The organism is Bilophila wadsworthia ATCC 49260 (assembly GCF_000701705.1).
Lineage (GTDB): Bacteria > Desulfobacterota > Desulfovibrionia > Desulfovibrionales > Desulfovibrionaceae > Bilophila > Bilophila wadsworthia.
Genome location: NZ_JNJP01000008.1, coordinates 53,208 through 71,683, shown reverse-complemented (window position 1 = coordinate 71,683; position 18,476 = coordinate 53,208). Strand labels below are relative to the sequence as shown.

14 protein-coding genes are annotated in these 18,476 nt (G+C 56.0%); 3 read left to right on the top strand and 11 right to left on the bottom strand.

The features are described from left to right. Window positions 1-3 precede the first annotated feature (3 nt). Both T370_RS0105495 and T370_RS0105490 read right to left on the bottom strand, forming a co-directional pair. The gene (locus tag T370_RS0105495) at window positions 4-729 is read right to left on the bottom strand and encodes an aspartate/glutamate racemase family protein (RefSeq protein WP_005030160.1); all 726 of its coding nucleotides are present in this window, start codon (window positions 727-729) and stop codon (window positions 4-6) included. Between the two features lie 592 nt (window positions 730-1,321). After that, window positions 1,322-2,068 (bottom strand): IclR family transcriptional regulator, encoded by a 747-nt coding sequence (locus T370_RS0105490; RefSeq protein ID WP_005030161.1) that lies wholly within the window; start codon window positions 2,066-2,068, stop codon window positions 1,322-1,324. A 670-nt stretch (window positions 2,069-2,738) separates the two neighbouring features. Here T370_RS0105490 and T370_RS0105485 point away from each other — a divergent pair. Continuing rightward, window positions 2,739-3,953, top strand: a complete 1,215-nt coding sequence (locus T370_RS0105485) for an amidohydrolase family protein (protein ID WP_029435030.1) — start codon at window positions 2,739-2,741, stop codon at window positions 3,951-3,953. A 32-nt stretch (window positions 3,954-3,985) separates the two neighbouring features. Further along, window positions 3,986-5,353 carry a sodium/glutamate symporter gene (locus T370_RS0105480; protein WP_029435029.1) on the top strand — a complete coding sequence of 456 codons (1,368 nt, stop codon included), beginning with the start codon at window positions 3,986-3,988 and terminating at the stop codon, window positions 5,351-5,353. 91 nt (window positions 5,354-5,444) lie between these two features. On the opposite strand, the gene T370_RS0105475 is transcribed toward T370_RS0105480, so the two are convergent. Next, window positions 5,445-5,942, bottom strand: coding sequence for a MarR family winged helix-turn-helix transcriptional regulator (locus tag T370_RS0105475; protein ID WP_029435028.1), 498 nt, complete (start codon window positions 5,940-5,942; stop codon window positions 5,445-5,447). 490 nt (window positions 5,943-6,432) lie between these two features. Between T370_RS0105475 and T370_RS0105465 the strand changes: the two genes are divergently transcribed. Next, complete coding sequence (locus T370_RS0105465; protein WP_029435027.1) at window positions 6,433-7,491, top strand: tyrosine-type recombinase/integrase; 1,059 nt, start codon at window positions 6,433-6,435, stop codon at window positions 7,489-7,491. Between the two features lie 347 nt (window positions 7,492-7,838). On the opposite strand, the gene T370_RS24820 is transcribed toward T370_RS0105465, so the two are convergent. The 8 genes from T370_RS24820 to T370_RS0105430 all read right to left on the bottom strand — a co-directional run bounded on the left by T370_RS24820 (window position 7,839) and on the right by T370_RS0105430 (window position 18,465). Next, entirely contained in the window at window positions 7,839-8,024 is a 186-nt protein-coding gene (locus T370_RS24820; protein ID WP_156034335.1) for a hypothetical protein, read from the bottom strand. A gap of 37 nt (window positions 8,025-8,061) precedes the next feature. Next, window positions 8,062-9,270, bottom strand: coding sequence for a M20 family metallopeptidase (locus T370_RS0105460; RefSeq protein WP_029435026.1), 1,209 nt, complete (start codon window positions 9,268-9,270; stop codon window positions 8,062-8,064). A 257-nt stretch (window positions 9,271-9,527) separates the two neighbouring features. After that, a complete protein-coding gene (locus tag T370_RS0105455; protein WP_029435025.1) occupies window positions 9,528-10,289 on the bottom strand; it encodes a FadR/GntR family transcriptional regulator in 762 nt (253 codons plus the stop codon). A gap of 644 nt (window positions 10,290-10,933) precedes the next feature. Beyond that, window positions 10,934-12,133 (bottom strand): capsule biosynthesis protein, encoded by a 1,200-nt coding sequence (locus T370_RS0105450; RefSeq protein WP_029435024.1) that lies wholly within the window; start codon window positions 12,131-12,133, stop codon window positions 10,934-10,936. 2 nt (window positions 12,134-12,135) lie between these two features. Then, entirely contained in the window at window positions 12,136-14,151 is a 2,016-nt protein-coding gene (locus T370_RS0105445; RefSeq protein ID WP_248604221.1) for a capsular polysaccharide biosynthesis protein, read from the bottom strand. A 167-nt stretch (window positions 14,152-14,318) separates the two neighbouring features. Further along, window positions 14,319-15,728: a mannose-1-phosphate guanylyltransferase/mannose-6-phosphate isomerase gene (locus T370_RS0105440; protein ID WP_029435022.1), complete on the bottom strand. Its 1,410-nt coding sequence runs from the start codon at window positions 15,726-15,728 to the stop codon at window positions 14,319-14,321. Between the two features lie 119 nt (window positions 15,729-15,847). Continuing rightward, complete coding sequence (locus T370_RS0105435) at window positions 15,848-17,311, bottom strand: glycosyltransferase family 4 protein (RefSeq protein ID WP_029435021.1); 1,464 nt, start codon at window positions 17,309-17,311, stop codon at window positions 15,848-15,850. Beyond that, on the bottom strand, window positions 17,311-18,465 hold the full coding sequence (locus T370_RS0105430) for a hypothetical protein (RefSeq protein ID WP_029435020.1): 1,155 nt from the start codon (window positions 18,463-18,465) through the stop codon (window positions 17,311-17,313). Before T370_RS0105430 ends, T370_RS0105435 begins: the two co-directional genes overlap by 1 nt. Window positions 18,466-18,476 lie beyond the last annotated feature (11 nt).

Below are 18,476 nucleotides of genomic sequence, written 5' to 3'. Positions count from 1 at the left end.
CCGTCACACCCACTGGTTCCGCCGCACGCAAAAGGCCGCGTAGGCGATCAGGGAATTGATATCGTAAACCGGGACGGAAACCGCCTCCTGCACGGTCCGGGCGAATACGCTCAGGTCCGTGCATTCGAGCAGCAGGGCGTCCAGCGGCTGCCCGTCCGTCATGGCGGCCGCGGCGGCCCCGATCTCCGCGCCCACGGCGTCCGTGTCCATGACGGGCGCGGCCCCTTCCAGAATGGTCTTCCGGAAAACCGGGAAATTCTCCATGCCCGCGATGGCCAGGGCGTCGATCTGGGCGTCGGGAACGCCCGCCTGCCGGAAATGCTCGGGCGTCAGCGAGCCGGAATGCGCGGTGAGCACGCCGATGCGGCAGCCCGGGCCGTGCAAGGTATGGATGAGCGGGATCTGGACAAGGCTGGACATGAGCACCGGGACGGAAACGGCGCTGGCCACGGCCTTCTGAAACAGGGCCATGAAGCCGCAGCTTCCGGCGATGGCTTTGACCCCGTCCCGCTCAAGTTCGCGGGCGGCGTCGACGAACAGCGTTTCGAGCTGCGCCGAGGTGCTGGACAGGATTTCTTTGGCCCCGACGCCGCGCAAGACCCGGCAGACAACGGGGAAATCGAAGGTAAGGGGATTTCTGAGCTGCCCCGGAGGTTTTGGGAACAACGTATCAAGGCAGAGGATGCCGATTGGGGTGTCGTAGTACAGGTAACCGCTGGGTATCCGCATAGTGCACTCCCGTGGGCGCTGGCGCCGGATGAAGGGCCGGATGATTTATCATAATATGATAAAGGTGTTACAATATGATTTGAGTAGCGGTTTTATAAGCCTTCGTCAAGGCGCGCGGCGGCGGGGAAAGAAGAAAAAAGTATCATGAAGCCGTTACCGATAAAGCATTTTTCTCTTTTTCCTCCCTCTAATCCGCTTACTTGTATAGTTATTTTTATAATGCCCCACCAATGCTCAAAAAGGAACGATCCGATACGGCGGGCTTCCAAAAGCAGGGCGGAAGCGGAGTGACGGCACGCGGCGAGAAGGCCGCGCCCTGAAAGGCGAAACCGGCCCGAAAGTGGGACGGAGCGGGATGACAGGGGAACGGGGAAAGGAATGGGCGGGACGAATCGGAAGCCGGAAGGCGGAGAACCGAAGAGGGCCGACACCGGGAGTTGCGGCCCCTGCGGAGATCGGGCACCCGGCCCGGGGCGATAATGCCCGCCCCCGGAAGGAAGGGGACGCGCAAGCGCCGGGGATGCGGGTTACCTTCCAGCCGCACGCTGGAGGGGGAGCGGCGGACACCGCAAATGGGCCCGGCGTGGGGGGATCAGGACAGGGCGCTTTGCAGTTCTTGAATGATTTTCGGTTGATCCTTGTCCCATTGCTCGGAACGGACGGCGTCTATGGCAATGCTCCCCACGGCCTCATTCCCCATGCGCAGGACATGGGAAACGCCGATGGTCCCTTCAAGCAGCATCCCTTGGGCCGAGGCATACCCCTTCCGGCGGGCTTCGGCCAGGAAACCGCGCAATGCCGAGAAATCCGTCTTGAGCACGAACCGGATTTCCTGCTCGTTGTGGGTAAGGATCATTTCCGCCTCATCTTCCGGCATGGCGGCTAAAATGGAAAGGGTGGCCGATCCCATGCCGAGCGGGCGGCGGTCGCCTGTTTTATTGAGAAAAACCTGTATGGGATGCCAGCCGTCGAGACGCTCCACGCACACGGCGTCGTAGCCGCTCCGGGCATAGAGGATGGTCGAATAGCCGAAGCGGCGGGATATGCGTTCCGCCAGCGGCAGAAACCGGGCGCGGATAAAGGCGGCGACGTCCATGCGCGGGCTGATGAGGCAGGAATCCCCGATGTGGTATTTCTTGGTGGCCGGGTCGCAGGCCACAAAATTTTTCTGGCGCAGCACCGTCAACAGCCTGTGGACGGTGGCAACGGGGATATCGAGGGACGCGCTCAGCTCTTTGGGGGTTATCATGCGGTCGCCGCAGAGGATCACCTCTTCCAGAATGTTCAGCACGCGATAGACGCTCTGCGCGCCTTTGATGGTCTTTTGGTTGGAATCCATAACCATTCTTGCCGATTGAAGGTTGCAGATACGATGCGCCGTTGGAAAAAGGCGGCCAAAAGGAAACGCGCCGCCCCCGTCCGGGACGGCGTGTGAAGACGGCCGCAACGTTTGAGGAGCCGGTACGGATATCCCGGAAGCCCGCGAGGGCGGCTTCGACGGCACTCCGCCGGGCCGGGGTTCCCGCCGGGGAAGGTTTCGCCGTACTCCAGCGACACCCCCACAGGCACCCTTGCGGAAACCGCCGCCCCATTTTCCGGTGCGCGGGGTGTCCGCCTCTTTTCCGGGCATTCCCTATGCCATTTCTTGCAATAACTTGTTTGTACTGTCAATATTACCGCATGATAGAATACTTCAACGCCGATTGGCCTTGAGGCGGCAGGGAAGCATTGCGGGGATCCCCTTCCCAAAACCTGACGGCCTGCGCGCCTGTTCCCCCTCTCCTCATCTTTTTGTTTCTCCAGAACCCATACCGGATGCCGCCCACGCTTTCCCGTCCCCCCACGCTTTCACGCGGCAGCCTCAACGTACTACACGGAACCTCTTCATTTCTTTTCATATATCGCTTGTGCGAAATGTGCATTTTTCTCTTGCCTTTTGCTCACGGCCGGAGTATCAGAAAATTATAATTCAATATTAAACTTTTTAATATAAAATTATGGAGGTCCGCATGGCCGCACAACTGCTGTTGCAGCATGTGAAAACACCGTCCGGCGTTTGTGCCGACATACTCGTCGATGCGGGACGGATTGTCCGGATCGCGCCCGATCTGCCTCCGTCCCTCGCGGACACCCGCCTGGATGCCGAAGGGCACATGGCGGCGCCCGGTTTCGTCAACGCCCATATCCATCCGGCACAGACATTTGTGGGCGGACCGTGGGTCGACTACGACTATGCGGATACGGTCCCGGGGCGTGCGAAGGCGGAAGCCGAATACCTCGCCAACCACGGCCGCATGAACAGCCTGAGGAATTGTTACGTGCAGTTCCGGGAAGCGATCCGGCGCGGTACGACCCATGTGCGGGGCCACATCGACGTGGGCGTGTTCGGGCTTGCGGAGCTTGAAGACGCGGCCCGCGCCCGGGAAGCCTTCCGGGACGTGCTGGACATCGAGTATGTCGCCATGCCCTCAAACGGCATCCTGAACATGAAGACCGATCCCGAACAGACCATTGCCGCGGCCCTGCGCGCTGGAGCCTCCAGTATCGGCGGGGCCGACCCCTGCGACCGGGACCGCGATCCCGTGCGCTCCGTGGAGCTGACCCTGCGTCTGGCCGCCGAACACGGCGCCAAAGTGGATCTGCACCTGCATGAGTTCGGTTCGATGGGCCTTTTCTCGCTCGATCTGCTCTTCAAGAAAATCCGGGAATACGATCTCCGCGACCGCGTGACCATCAGCCACGCGTGGTGCCTCGCCAACCTCCCCGACACCCGGTACCAGCCCATAGCCGAAGCCTTTCAGGAGCTCGGCATCGGCATCATCACCCACGCCCCCGGCCATGTCCCCTTCCCCTCCCTCAAGCAGGCCCGGCGCTGGCAGGTCCGTTACGGCGTCGGTACGGACAACATGCGCAACCTCTGGGGGCCCTACGGCATGAACGACATGCGCGAGCGGGTCATGCTGCTGGCCTACCTCAGCGACTTCCGCCGCCGTGAGGATCTGGAACTGGCTTACGACGCGGGCACATACGGCAGCGCGTCCGTGCTGGGCCTGCCCGACTACGGGCTGTCGGAAGGCTGTTGGGCGGATCTGGTCGTGTTCCCCGTCGAAAACAGGGCCTGCGCCCTGCTCGAAGGCCCCATGCCCCGGTTTGTGATCAAGCGCGGCGTCCTTGTCGCACGGGACGGCGAGTTGACGGACGCCGTCCCGCCGTGCCCGGAATAACCCTCGGTCCCTCCCACATCAGGAGAACGCGTATGAAGCCCTTTTTCGACATGTCCTTACTGATCGCATTCGGATTCTTGTCTCTGCTTCTCATCCTCGGCGTCCTGCTTCGGGCCAAGATCAAGTTTCTCCAGAATTTTATGGTTCCCGCCTGTCTCACGGGCGGGGTGATCGGCTTTTTCATCCTCAACACCACGGGCTTTCCGCAGGTCCAGCCCGAACTGTACCCGGCGCTGGCCTACCACTTCTTCACCATTTCCTTCGTCTGCATCGGCTTGAGGGGCATGAGCAAGGTCGACCAGAGCAAGGGCTCCGCGACCAAGGAAATGGTGCGCGGTTCGATCTGGCAGGCGCAGATGTTCTACATGGGCCTCTGTTCGCAGCTCATCCTCGCGACGGGCATCGTCTATCTGCTCAACGCGCTGACCGGGCGGGATTATCTTGAATCCATCGGCTTCCTCGCGGCGCAGGGGTTCGCGGCGGGGCCGGGGCAGGCCATTTCCACCGGGCTGGTCTGGGAAAAGTTCGGACATTCCGGCATGGGGCAGCTCGGGATGACCTTCGCTGGGGCCGGCTTCATCGTGGCGTTCGCCATCGGCGTGCCGCTGGTGCGCTGGGGCGTGCGGAAGGGGCTGAACACCTACCCCGTGGGCAGCGTCCCGGAAGAAGTGAAGACCGGCCTGCTCGCACCGGAGAACCGGCCCTGCGGCCTGCGCCAGGTCACGCAGAACTCCAACGTCGATTCGCTGGCCCTCCAGCTGGCGCTGGTGCTGGGCGCATGGATGCTGGCCTATTACGCCGTCGAGGCCGTGGCTACGCGCGTGCCTTCGAGCATCGGCGGGACCATGTGGGGGCTGTTCTTCCTGATCAATATGGTATCCGGGATGCTGATCCGCTTCGTGATGCGGAAGCTCGGCATCGTCCATCTCATCGACGGCGACTCCATGACCCGGCTGACCGGCTGGATGATGGAATTCCTGCTGCTCAGCACCCTCATCGGCATCAAGTTCGCGGTGGTGAAGGACTACATCCTCCCCATCATCGTCCTTTCCGTGGTCCTCGCCGTCTTCACCCTGTTCTTCATCCTGTACTTCGGACGCCGCGTCCCCGGCTATTCCTTCGAGCGGACGGTCATGATGTTCGGGACCTGCACGGGGACCATCCCCACCGGGCTCATCCTGCTGCGCATGGTGGACAGCGAGCTGAAGACCACGGTTTCCGTGGAGGCGGGCATGTGGAACATGGCCGTGTTCATCTTCTTCTACGTCAATTTCATTTTCCACGGCTACGTCGTCTACGACTGGGGGATGCCCGCCACGCTCGGGCTCTTTGCGCTGACGTTCCTCGCCAACTACACCATCCTGAGGGTGTTCAAGCTGATCGGGCCTAAGCAGTTCTAGATCCGGCAGCACCTATGGCAAAGCCCCCGGAAAACGCTTTCCGGGGGCTCTTTTCAATGGATGCCCTCAACGGGCCTTGCGGGGACGCGGCCTAGACTTCCCCGCGCTCTTCCAGATCCAGCAGGATGCGCTTCAAGAGCGTCTGGAGCTGCTCCTTTTCTTCCGGGGAAAGCATGGTAAGCAGCCGCTTTTCCATGTCCGTCTGGGCGAGGAACGACTCGCGGGCCATCTCCAGCCCCTCCGGGGTCAATTCCACAAGGACGTTCCGACGGTTCTCCCGATCCGCATTGCGCCGGATCAGCCCCTTTTCCTCAAGGTGATCCATGACGTTGGTGATCGCCCCCGGAGTCCTGTAGGCCTGTTTCGTGATGTCTTTCGGATTGAGCGTATACGGTGGCCCGGCATGAAGCAGCGCCGACAGCACGTCGGCCTCTCCGTTCTTGATGCCGAAGGGCTTCATTGTTTCCGTACTTTTATGGTTATGATAGCGCGCGATACGGAGAATCCTGCCGAGGATGCTTTCAAGCCCGATGCCGGGAAACACCGTTTCCCATCGCTCGTTGCGGCGTTGCGTGTAATCTTTGGGCATGAACTCCCTCATAAGATAAAAAGATTTTCAACCGGCAAGCAGACCATACCCCAGAACACCACGCGCGGGCAAACAAAAACAGCGCCGGAGAATGCCGCGTCCTCCGTGATCCCACCTTTCCGGAACGCAAGCGATATACTGCATCCTCCGTATCGGGCGTGGCGGCCTCAGCCGTCACGCCTCACCGCAGTGGCGCGGAAGGAAACCGATGCCGGGGATTCCGCCAGCCCAGACGCCTGAGCCAATGGCCGTGGAGGAAAGCATTCGTATTCAGAAGCGGCCCGGGGACGGAACGCTTCAGATTGTTCCTTCAAATTTCCGTTTTAAGGCATTTTAAAAAAATCTTTGACTCGTATTTCATGGAAGACCTAAAGAAGCGTAAACGGCGCGCTGGACGCCTGAACAGGAAAACAGCTTTTGGGGCGGTTTGCTATTTATCTTAATAAGTGTTAAGTTAAATAGAGAATCAACCGGAACCCTAGGGCTTGGCATGGCAACGCTCCCTGAAATCATCTCCAACGGAGAACTCCCTGTCTTGGACGACTGGGAGCCTCTTAGCAGAAAACGGATACTGCGGTACTTTGACCGAAGCCTCGAATACGCGGACGTCTCGGCCTACGTATCCGCACAAGGTGAACTGCTTCCCGACGAGCGCATCATCCTTGTTTTCCTCAATGCCGTTTACACGCAATCGCTGGCGACCGTGGAACTGTATTGCCGCTATGTCGTCGAGCTGTTGAACTACGCCCGGAAGCCTTCGTTCTCCGTTACGGCCCGTGATGTCGAAAGCTATATCAGGCAATGCAGGATGAAAGGCCTCAAGCCCCGTTCGGTGAATACGATTATCGGAGCTCTGAAAAGTTACTTCAAACGGCTGGCAGACACGGGCGCCATTGCCCTGAACCCCACGGCATTCATTAAAAAACGGAAGGACGGCGCGGGGATTTCACTCCCCGGGAACCTCACGCACAGCCTTTCTGAATCGGAGATGCTGCTCCTGTTCGACCGCCTTGCAGAACACGGAGCCCCGCAGCGGGACATTCTCCTTCTGAAGACTCTCTTTATGACCGGATTGCGCGGCGAAGAGGCCGTTTCCCTCTGCTGGAAAGACGTCACCGTCTGGCAGGGGCAACGCTATTTCAATGTCCTGGGCAAGGGCTCAAAGGAAAGGCGCATTTATCTTCCTGATGAAATTGACGAAGGCCTTAACGAATATGGAAAACTGACCGGGACGTCTCCAAATCAGCCCATCTTTGGAAACCTCAGAAAACCATCCCGGCGGATCGGACGCCACGCCCTGTACCATATGGTCAAGAAATGGCTGACGGCACTCATGAACAGGCCGGATGTCTCCCCGCACTGGTTCCGCCACTCCTGTTTTACCTATCTCGCCAGCAAGGGGGTCCGCCTTGAAAGCATACAGGCGCTTGCGGGACATGCTTCCATCGACACGACCATGCTGTACAACGAAGCGGCGCAGCTAATGGTCCCGGCGGGGACCGCCTTCAATAAATCCCATTCATATGAACCAATAAAAAGAATAGAATAAGGCTGAGCAGCTCCCAGATCCATTGGGTTCAGGCTTCACATGGTTCGGGAGATTCCTCTTCCCAAAACCAATGGGAGGGGAACCGCCCAGTGGTCCATCCTTTCGGGAACATGCGCCATCGCCATAGCAGAGGCCCCGCTCGAAGTTCCGCGCAGGGCCTCTTTGCGCATGTTCATCTGATATGTTCACCATAGCGAGGCGCGTCCTTTTGTACACGGAATAGCCTAACGGATCGAAAGCAAACGATTCTTTCGGATGAAGCCTTTCCCCTTATCCACAAAAGTATCCCCCTTCATGCCGGATGAAGGAGGACGCGGGAAACGTCAGGAAACCACGGCGGCACCCGGCTACTGCAACAGCCCGAAGAGGAAAACCCGCTGGTTTCCCTCCATACGGCAAACGCCGCCCTTTCTGTTTTGCCCGCGATCCGCAAAACCGCAGGCAAACCACGACGTATCGCCTTTACCCGTTTCGCCGCCAGGCGATGCGCTCCCTTGCCGTGGAACACCGCGCTGGCTGTCTTTGCCTGCCATAGCCCGAACCTGCCAGTTCAGGCCTGTGGCAGGTTTTTTATTTGCCCGGCTGGAAAACGCGGGAAGCCTGCAGCGCCGTCAGGGCGATGAGCTTGCACCGCTTCACGATGGAAGAAGGGACAAGGTATTCGTTGAGGGAGTGGATATGTTCCCCTTCCGGGCCCATATTGCAGATGGTGGGGACGCCGAGGCTGGAGCTGAAGCCGGCTTCGGACGCGCTGTCGTAATGCTGGCCCTTGATGGACATGCCGAGGAGCTCCCCGGCGTCCTTGACGAGCCCGAAGAGCTTGTCGCCCGCTTCGCAGCGCTCGAAGGGATAGAGGCGCAGCCCGCCGCTGATGGAGGCCGACGTTCCGGGGATCACGGTGCGGGAAACGGCGTCACGGATGCCCGCGACGACCTTTTGCCCGTCCTCAAGCGTCCTGTAGGTCAGATGGATGCGGGATTCGGCCCACGGGGCCACGGAGTTGGCGGAAACCCCGCCGCTGATCAGGCCCGTATTGACGGTGAGCCCACGGTCCAGATCCAAAAAAGTGTCGATCGCCAGCGTCTTGTGCGCGATTTCAAGGATGGCCGAAGCCCCGTCCGCATAACAGCGCCCCGCGTGGGACGCCTTGCCCTGTACTTTCAGGAACATATGGCCTGAACCTTTGCGGGATACGGTGACAAGCCCGCCGGGGCCGCCGGGTTCCGAGTTGATGGCGGCGCGTGCGCCGGGCAAGACCTGCGCCAAGGTCCGGGAAGCCGAGGGGGAGCCCAGCTCCTCATCGGGCGAGAACATGAGGGTCATGGGGCAATCGATCAGGCCGAGCCGCTTCAGGGCCCGCGCCGCGAACAGGTTGGCCACAAGCCCCGCCTTCATGTCGGCCACGCCGGGCCCGGTGGCCCGATCGCCCTCTATCTTGAAGGGCCGCGCCTGCGCCGTACCCTTGGGGAAAACCGTATCCATATGCCCGAGGAACACGATCCCCGGCTCCGCTTCGCGCCCGTGCGTCTTGGCCATGAAGACGTGGCCAAGATCCGCCTGCCACGGCTCGTCGGCGGGCGCTTCCGTCTTGGGCATCATGAACGTCTGGAAACCCGCCTCGCGCAACCAATCCGTCAGGACGGTCCCCAATTGGTCCACATCCTGCGCGTTGGTCGTGAAGGAATCCATGTTGACGATCCGCTCCAGCAAACGGAGCATGTCGCCTTCCTGAGGGTCGAGATACGCATCAAGCTTGTCTTTCCATAACGTGAGGTCCATGCGGGGTTCTCCAATCGGCAAAAAATTACGCTGAGGAGGAAAGTCGCCTTTCCGTGCCGTTGACACATCAACCGTCTCTTTCCAATGCATTGGCATTGAAAAGCACTTTGGGGCCGAAGGCGCGGGTCATCGCGCATGGGGGAAGATTGCGGGAACGCCGCCGGAAAAACGGGGGAAAGGGAATGGCAAGAAAGCCGGAAAGAGGGAAGTGGGTGAAGAGGCTGGAGGGGCCGCCGGATGCGGCGCAGCGGTGGCGGTCAACATGCGCTCCCCCTTTCCCGGGACTGCGCCAGAAAATGCTTTTCCGCCACGGCATGGAGATGGCGCGCCATCGCGTCGGAGCAGGCGTCCGCATCCTTGCGTTCAAGGGCATCGATGATCATCAGATGCTCGTTGATGGCTTCTTCCATCCGCCTCTTCAGACGGACATCGTCCGCGCGGTTGTGGGAAAAGAGCTCGTTCAGATGGCTGACAATGTCGACGAAAACCGGGTTTCCGGTCGCCGCCGCCAAGAGGGTATGGAATTGGGCGTCCAATTCGCCGTCGTTCTCCCCGTGCAGGAGTTTTAACTGCTGATCGCAGACAATGATCTTGAGCTGATGGAGCTGTTCGGCGGAATGCCGTGCCGTGGCTATCCGGGCTATGGACGGCTCGATGACGAGCCTGAACTCCATAATATGGTCAAATGACTTTCCTTCCGTGTCGACGGCATTGAGCAGGGCGGCGGTCAGCGGCGCGAGATCGGAACCGCAGATGTACGTCCCGTCGCCGTGGCGGCTCTTGAGGATGCCCTGCTCCGAGAGCGTGCGGATGGCTTCCCTGACGCTGTTCCGCGAAACGCCGAACGTTTCGGCAAGCGCCCGCTCGGGGGGCAGCTTATCCCCCACCTTGAGCCCGCCCTTTTCGATAGCATCCTGTATTTTCTCGGAAAGCCTTTGATATGCCTTGAGGGGTTCCCGTGTTTCGGGAAGAGGTTCAGCCTTTTGAGATTGGTCTGGAGTCTCTTGTGAATGCGTCATGCGAGGTTCTCCCTTTCTCTTTTGGTAGAACCACTATTGTAACCTTCAACCAATCTTGTCAAGCATCATGTGAAAAAAACAATGATTCACCCGGTAAAAAACGGGAAAAAGCTCTTCTATAACCATAATACAGCTAATTTTCATGAGTTATATAATTCACTATTGTGACGATACTCCATCAGGAATACACAGCGTTCCATTTCCATTCAAATACAACGTCAGAGAGAGCCTCTACGAGTTACAAACATAATCGCCCGTCAATACGTTAAAGCAAAGGGTGCCCTCCTGAGATAACGGGGGGCATCCCTTGCGTTCCGCCATACGGTACCTGCGGAGAGCCGGGTTGTACGCATCCCGATGCCGGGAAAACGTTCGTGGCGCAGGAAACCAGTCCGTCCCATGTGTACTTTCCGGTTTGCGGCTGAAATCCCTATCTATATTGCGCTGCTGGAATGTTTACTTCCGTGGCGGAGGCCAACGAAACCAGGACCTGCTGGAGAGCGGGCATACGATAACCCCTGCCGCCAAGAACTCTCTGCCGCACCCTTGTCCTTGTGCGGTGGAAGACATGCCCGCCGCGGACTCCGACGGGCTAACCACGCTTCCCTGAGGATAGAAAAGAACAGGGATAACGCAACGGCATCTCAGGCAATGCGTTCCATGACCCCCTGGATCGCCAGGCGCACCCCTCCCTCCGTATAAAAATTGCCGTTGATGAGGGTCCGGCATTTCAAAACTTTCTCGAAATGCCGCAGGGTTTCGGGGCACGGCTTCTGCGGGTTGCTCCAAAAATCGTCCAGATCCTGCTCTTCCTGCGACGAAGCCAACCCGCGCACCGCATAAATGGACGTGCCAACGCAATAGACGGGTATCCCCCGCTGAAGCCCGGAAATGCCGATCGTGCTGTTGAGGACCACCATCCCCTCGCTGCGGTCCATCATAAGCGCGGCCCTGCCCGACTCCACGAAATGAACCCGGCCTTCCAGCCCGCAGGCATGGCTGAACCGGCGGATGTACCTCCGGTAATTGATGAGCCCGTTATCAAGAGGATGGTTGCGGATCAGCAAATGCATGGACTTGGGCGCGGAGTGCGCAAAAGAAGTCAGTACATGCGCAATGGCTTCCTTCATCCCGCTGAACGGCGAATAACGGCGGACTTGGGAATCCGAATCAAGCTGGAGAGGAAACAGGAAATAGGGCGCACGCGACCGGTAGATTTCCCGGACGCTCTCCGCCGAACGCCTTTCCCATGTGCGGCGGGTCAGGACGCGAAGGAACCATCCCCAGACTTCGCTCACGGCGCTCTGCGGGCGATGCGTCCGGAAACAGGGGAAAAACGGGCGCAAAAAAATGGTCCCCGCATAATAGGCAATAGCCTTCCATACGCGTGCCGAAAGAGGATTCTGTACGGCAACGGGGGACGGCGGGGCCGGATGGGATTCCGCAAGTTCCCGCAAAAGGGCCGGCGAATGGGGAAGCATCGAGTTGCCGTTGACCCCGCCCTCTTCCATCGTGATATAATGGGGCCGCAAATACCCTTCCTCAAATGCCCACACCCGGATATTCCGCAGTTTTGCCACCAGAATGGCTTCACGGTGCAGAGGCCGCCAGTCCCCAAAGGCCAGCAGATCCGTAACGCCTTCGCGCCGCATGAGATCGCCGATCCAGCCGCTCCAGTCCGTGGTCCGCCCCTGATACCACACGGCCTCTCGCGAGTGCCAATCCACCACGTCACCGCCGCAGATATTGACGCGCAATACACGATGCCCGGCCCGCTGTAACGCCAGCCCCAGCTCACGGAAAAAACTCCCGTGCGGGCCTTGAAGAAACAAGTAGGTACGCATGATCAGAATACGTTCCTTATCTTTTCCCTGAGCGCCGCAAAGGTGCGCATAAAAAACTTGCCGCGCATTTGCCCTTTTGGCTGGGTAAGCCGGTAACAGATGTCCTCGGGCGTGCAGAATCCCTTCGTCTGCCAATCGTAATACGAAGGATAGAGTATCAGCGTCCCTGCGATAAGCTCCTCAAGCGAAAGCCCGGCTTTCCGGCGGGGGAAATCAATCCGATCATGGGTCAGCCCCCACCCCGCGTAGAAAGGCCCCCCGTAAGCGTGGACCTCTATTCCCCTCAGCAATGCCTCGAACCCCGTAAGCGACGTGAGCGTGTGCACTTCGTCGACGATGCCAAGCAGGACATCCATACGCACGTTGCGGACAACACGATCCGCGTACCGTAACGCCTCTTCATCGGGTATGCACCCTTTCCGGTTCCGGCTTTCCACGTCAGGATGCGGCTTATAGATGATGAAAGCATCCGGATGGCGTTCCCGCACGGCCTTGAGCAAATCCACATTGGAAAACAGCCCGCATCCGCCCAGCCGCACGGAAGCGTCGTCCTCCACCTGTCCGGGGACAAGGAGCAAACGTCCCTTTGCAGAAAAATCACCACGGGTTACTGCGTCAACACCCGTGTTGTATTTGGTAATTCCCTTCTCGACGATAAAGCCACGCAAGGCGGAAGCCCGGCTGCACAATTCGGCCCGCTCCGGATGTTCAGGCAAGGTATTCAAAATGTCTTCCAGCCCACTCGGGCGGGACGGATCATAGTAGATGCCCTTCTCATCCAGCACCAACGAATACGGCCAATTAAAATCCGAACCCAACCCCACCGAACGGATGAAGCCGTCCTCCATGCGTATCAGCCGGACGCCCATAGTCTGGCAGGAACTCTCAAGTCCTATTGTGCATTTGGACGCCCATACCACGACATCGCCGCCGTTTGCTTGCGCCCATTTGATGGCTTTCCACCAATCAGAAAAAAAACGGATGGTTCCCGTGGTCGATTGCAAAAAGGCCCGGGCATGAGGACGTTTCCATCTGGAAAAGCCAACACATGAGTGGAACCCCTTATTCCGCTCATTCTGAAAACGCTGGGCGGCCAGAATCCGAATGGCTTCATGGATGTCACAACGCTTGGCGGCCACGGGATTCACATAACGCGCATACAACATATACGCCGCGGCAAAGATCTCTTCCGCCGTACGGCGTTTTGCCCTCCGCGGGCAAGTAAGCCGATCATGCGTTGCCCCCCATCCCGCATAGAACGGCATGCCGAAACAGTGCACTTCCTTACCAAGCAGCAAGGCCTCAAAGCCCATCTGGGAGGTGACTGTGTACACAACATCAGCTTGAGCAAGAAGGGAAAGCGGCGAAACAACCTGTGCGATGATCGCAATGCCTCTTCGCTTCGCCGCCTCGGTCAGATAGCCCTGCTTTTTCCCCGCAAGCACATCGGGATGCGTCTTGACGAACAACCGGGCGGTGGGAAACCGCATCTGCGCGTCGTCCAGCATAGCTGTGAAACTTTCAGCATCGGCACGGCCAAGCGTAACGCTGGTATCCCCCTTTGTCTGATCAAGGATAAGAACACGCGGGCACGAAGCATCACCAAGCAATTTTTCAGCAGCACGCGGCGCATGATTATACTTGCTCAGATCGTGACGCTTGATAGCTTCAATGGCATGCTGGGCGGACTGCAACTGCCCTTCCAAATCCCATCCGGAGCCGTTCAGCAGATTCTCCAAATCGGATGGCTCAGTGGCGTCGTAGTAGATGCCGGTATGGTCAACTACAAGGGAAAGAGGCTGCGCCCCCTTGCATCCGAGATCAAGGGAGCGCAGGAAGCCGTCTTCAAGCGCGATATAGGGAAGGTTATGTTTCAGGGCATAACATCGTGCCTTATCGGCTGTGGGTTTGTGGCCCCAGCCGGCGACAAAAGATCCTTCGGCGGTGCCGGATGGGAGCAGCCCAAAGCCTGACGATTCCAGCAGGCGCCGAAGTTTTTTTGAAGAATAATAAATCATCCCTTTGTGGCTGATATGTTGAATTGGAGCCCTTATCGGGCCTATGCTTCGCGGGCAAATCGCCCGGGGGAATTGCGGAAGGGCAGCTGCCGTCCGGAAACATGCCTGCCGCGCAGGCCGCAGCCTTTGGGGGCCGATCAGCGCCGGTGGCCCTTCCTTGCCCGGCATCAGCTGCGACCGTAAACGTCCGCGAGGCGGACGATGTCGTCTTCGCCGGTGTATGGCCCCGACTGTACTTCGATCAGCACAAGCGGGATGACTCCCGGATTCTTGAGACGATGGACGGCGCCAAGAGGAATATATGTCCCCTGGCCTTCGCTGAACAGGCTCACCTCGTCGCCGTTGGTGACTTCCGCCGTGCCGCTGACCACAATCCAGTGCTCTGCCCTGTGGTGGTGCTTCTGCAGGGAGAGCTCTTCGCCAGGCTGGACGATGATGCGCTTTACCTGGAAGCGATCCCCGCTGGCTAGTGATTCATAGCTGCCCCAGGGGCGGTGGACCAGCGTGGACTGGTGGCATTCCGGCCGCCGTGCATGCTGAAGGCGGCTGAATAGCTTTTTGATATCCTGCGCACGCTGGCGCGGGAGCACCAGGACGGCATCCTTTGTCTCCACCACGACCAGATCCCGTACGCCCAGAACCGCAAGCAGGCGGTGCTGGGCGTTCAGGTAGCAGCCCTCGGTATCTTCGAGCAGCACATCCCCCGTCACGGCGTTGTCCTGCGCATCCCTGTCGCTGTTCTGGAAAAGGGCCTCCCATGATCCCAAATCGCTCCAGTTCAGAGCCAGCGGCATGACCACGGCCCGTTCCGTCTTTTCCATGACCGCATAGTCGATGGAGTCGGAAGGGACGGCTAGGAATGCGTTGCGTCCCGGGCGGATGAACGTGCCGTCCGTCTGGCGGTCCCGCCATGCGGCACGGCAGCCTGTATCCATATCCGGCACATGCCGTGCCAGCTCTTCCAGAAAGACCGAGGCCCGCAGCAAGAACATGCCGCTGTTCCAGACATAATTCCCTTGGGCGAGAATGGACTCAGCCGTTACCGCATCGGGCTTTTCCACGAAACGGGCGACATGGAAGCCTGCCCCAACGGCCTCGCCCTGTTCAATGTAGCCGTACCCCGTTTCCGGGCCTGTGGGCATGATGCCGAAGGTCACGATGGCACCGTCTTCCGCCAGCGGCACGGCCTGAAGCACTTTCTGGCAAAAGGCCGCATCGTCGTCCAGTGCATGATCCGCAGGCAGCACCAGCATCAGGGGATCTTCCTCCCATTCCCGCAGGAAAAGGGACGCGACGGCAATGGCCGGGGCCGTATTGCGCGGCTCGGGCTCAAGAAGGACGTCGGCTTGCAGCCCGCAGGCTTGCAGCCCGTGCAATGCATGGAAGCGGTGTGCTTCGTTACAGACCACAACCGCTCTTTTGCAGCCCGGCAAAGACTGCATGCGGCGCATCGCCTGCGCAAAGAGGGTGGGCTTTTCTCCGAAGTCGACAAACTGCTTGGGGCAAAGTTCCCGCGAGAGCGGCCATAGGCGCGTGCCGCTACCGCCACAAAGGATAACTGGGATGATATCAGGCATGATACTTTCCTTGTCAATATGAAACTTATGGAACTATTAAGATTAGGTATAGGTTTATGACGGCATACCGTTCGGATTTATGATGCTGCTGGCCATGGAGGCGATACCAGACGCCGGGCCTAGTTCAATTTCTGAAGCCTCTTCCCTATGAAACGCAATATCGGATTTTTAGAATCCATGAAGAATTTTACCGGATCCGTCTTGAATTTGCGTATCAGTTTAGATCTACGCATCCTTTTGTCTATTGTTACCGCGTCTATTGCCTTGTCAGCGTTAGCCTTGTTTGAAACTACAAGTGACGCTCTGAAGTTTTCAACCATTTCCTGTGTAACAGTTTTGTTATAGTTGGAGCTTTTTTCTGATAGATAGTTATAGAATGTTTCAAAATGGGTATCCCATCTAGGCATTTTATATGCCTTCATTTTTTCTATTTTAGATGCACGGTATTTTTTATCAGATGCAAATTTCAAAATTTCGTTTTGCCATCCTAACGAATCTATCAGCGGAACGTATGTCAGCAAATCCTGGCCAGCTTCATGGAATATTTCAATATCAGAACATATTACTGGCGTATTCAATGCGATGGCCTCAACCAGAGGCATGCCCCATCCTTCTGTAAAGGATGGAAAAAGCAGCGCCGTAGAATTGGCTACGAGCTGTATCAATTCGTTATCGCTGAGTCCCTGAAGATGGAAAACATGATTCTGAAGATACGGGCAACGATTCATCATATACATTGCGGAATCGTTTTTCCAACCATTTTTGCCTACAAATATAAGCTTTGGTATTGACGCCAACTTATTTTTCTCAATCATATCTCTCCATACATTTAAGAGAAGGATATGATTTTTTCTGGATTCTATTGTGCTGACATATATGAAATAATCTCCCTGTACTATAGGCTTGTTGCTTATGTCTACATCAAGGAAACGATCTTCGATGCCTATTTTGTTTATCAGGCACTTAGGCCGCGTAATATTTTGTTTATCACAAAAATTATACAGCCTTTTTTGTGTAAATTGGGAGTTTACAATGATTATATCAGCAAACAATGCCATTGCTTTGACACGTATTTTATGCTGTTCTTCATCGGGTTCATTGACATGCTCAGGGAAATCTATCGGAATAAGGTCATGCAGGAAAAATATGAGCTTCATTTTTCCCAAAGTCTTAAATACATAGTACGCCTCAACCTTTCCGACGCCATAATGTGATATGTTTACATAGCACCCGTTCGGTTTTTTGGTTATCAGCTCAAATACATTTTTATCTATGCATTTTGCAAACCTGCCGATGGTCTTTTTTATCAACGGCACTTTTGACGCATCATTGATTGATAGCGTTTTCTTCTGGAAAGATACTTTTTTGGATAGTATCCATTTATCATATAAGTATTTGACGATGCTGTCGCCATATTTTTTTTCAACAGCACAAAATACGCCTTTTATTATTGTTAAATAATAGATTTCTTTTTTGCTATCAAGAATTGATTTAGCATAATGGATATCAACTCGATCTATTCCTGTTGGAGTATTTTCATCGAGTCTGGCAATAAACCTAGTTATGTCGTAAAAAAAAATCATTATCTTCCCCACTTCATTTGCAAAGAAAACTTCATAGCATCGATGTATGGATTGGGCGTCGTTTTTATAAAGTCACCTTTATTATGGAGAATATAATCCCAGAAATCCTTTCTCATGAAATCAGCATAAACCGGATTGTAGAATAAAGACATGTTATCTTTATCTTCAAAAAAATATTTCTTTTTCAAAAACCTTTCGCTTTCCAAACCAAAGAATTTCGCTTCAAAAATCCCGCCGCTCGACAGGCCTATGATTTTTACAAACTTTCCGCATCCAAAACAGTCATAAATGTTGAAGTCAGCTATTTTTACCTTCAACGATGAGCAATACTCTATTATTGAACCTGCTTGCTTATTATGAGGATGAGGCTTATAGTACAAATTCGGGTACTTGAGTGAAGATTCCAAAAGCTTTTCCTTTACGAAATCTTCGTTTGCTATTTCACCGTCGCAAATCAATGAAGAATCGATAGGCATTTGCCCAAGGAAGAGGACGGAACATTGCTCAACGCTATCAAAAAGAGCAATCCTAGATGCTTTTGCTTGTGTAATCCTAGCAAATTCGTTGACGATATGATAATCCAGTGCGCATTTCTGAATGCGTTCATACCATTCTGTTACGTTCGTTCTTACGCCATAAAAATAATCTGGAAGGAAACGTATCGGATAGTTTGAAAAATCAATATATGGAATATTGTTTTCGGTAAATATTTCCAATACGGATTCAGGCAGCTCAAACGATATTACAAGGCTACCTTTGAAAGCGGATACTATGTCCTCTGCTATGTATTCTTTATACTCTTCAGATGGAGAAAAGATTTTGGCCCATGAATTGGTGCAAAACGGCAAATCGCATTTTGAATAGATATTCCATCTGAGGCTATGCTGTCCATCGTCATCGCCATAAAAAAACTTATGGCTTATATTATCCAAAGATGCGACGATCTGAGAGCCTGCAATATGATACATCCATTTGCTGTTTTTTTTGAATGGAGTCTCAAAGATATCCTTTTTGCCATCTTCGATTCTCAGAAAGTCTTGTGTCACAATGACAGAGTTGAAGGAAATGTCCTTTTCCTTAATGGAAGTACGAATGGGCATGGCGGTATCTCTGTGAAAAGCTGTTTTTTCCTTAGAAAAAGTGCGAAGAGCCATTATGATATCCT

Excerpts from the sequence above, each read along its gene's own strand:
- T370_RS0105480 (WP_029435029.1), top strand. The coding sequence starts at position 3,986 with ATGAAGCCCTTTTTCGACATGTCCTTACTGATCGCATTCGGATTCTTG.
- T370_RS0105430 (WP_029435020.1), bottom strand. The coding sequence starts at position 18,465 with ATGGCTCTTCGCACTTTTTCTAAGGAAAAAACAGCTTTTCACAGAGAT.
- T370_RS24820 (WP_156034335.1), bottom strand. The coding sequence starts at position 8,024 with ATGGCAGGCAAAGACAGCCAGCGCGGTGTTCCACGGCAAGGGAGCGCA.
- T370_RS0105485 (WP_029435030.1), top strand. The coding sequence starts at position 2,739 with ATGGCCGCACAACTGCTGTTGCAGCATGTGAAAACACCGTCCGGCGTT.
- T370_RS0105435 (WP_029435021.1), bottom strand. The coding sequence starts at position 17,311 with ATGATTTTTTTTTACGACATAACTAGGTTTATTGCCAGACTCGATGAA.
- T370_RS0105475 (WP_029435028.1), bottom strand. The coding sequence starts at position 5,942 with ATGCCCAAAGATTACACGCAACGCCGCAACGAGCGATGGGAAACGGTG.
- T370_RS0105465 (WP_029435027.1), top strand. The coding sequence starts at position 6,433 with ATGGCAACGCTCCCTGAAATCATCTCCAACGGAGAACTCCCTGTCTTG.
- T370_RS0105460 (WP_029435026.1), bottom strand. The coding sequence starts at position 9,270 with ATGGACCTCACGTTATGGAAAGACAAGCTTGATGCGTATCTCGACCCT.
- T370_RS0105455 (WP_029435025.1), bottom strand. The coding sequence starts at position 10,289 with ATGACGCATTCACAAGAGACTCCAGACCAATCTCAAAAGGCTGAACCT.
- T370_RS0105495 (WP_005030160.1), bottom strand. The coding sequence starts at position 729 with ATGCGGATACCCAGCGGTTACCTGTACTACGACACCCCAATCGGCATC.
- T370_RS0105445 (WP_248604221.1), bottom strand. The coding sequence starts at position 14,151 with ATGATTTATTATTCTTCAAAAAAACTTCGGCGCCTGCTGGAATCGTCA.
- T370_RS0105450 (WP_029435024.1), bottom strand. The coding sequence starts at position 12,133 with ATGCGTACCTACTTGTTTCTTCAAGGCCCGCACGGGAGTTTTTTCCGT.
- T370_RS0105490 (WP_005030161.1), bottom strand. The coding sequence starts at position 2,068 with ATGGATTCCAACCAAAAGACCATCAAAGGCGCGCAGAGCGTCTATCGC.
- T370_RS0105440 (WP_029435022.1), bottom strand. The coding sequence starts at position 15,728 with ATGCCTGATATCATCCCAGTTATCCTTTGTGGCGGTAGCGGCACGCGC.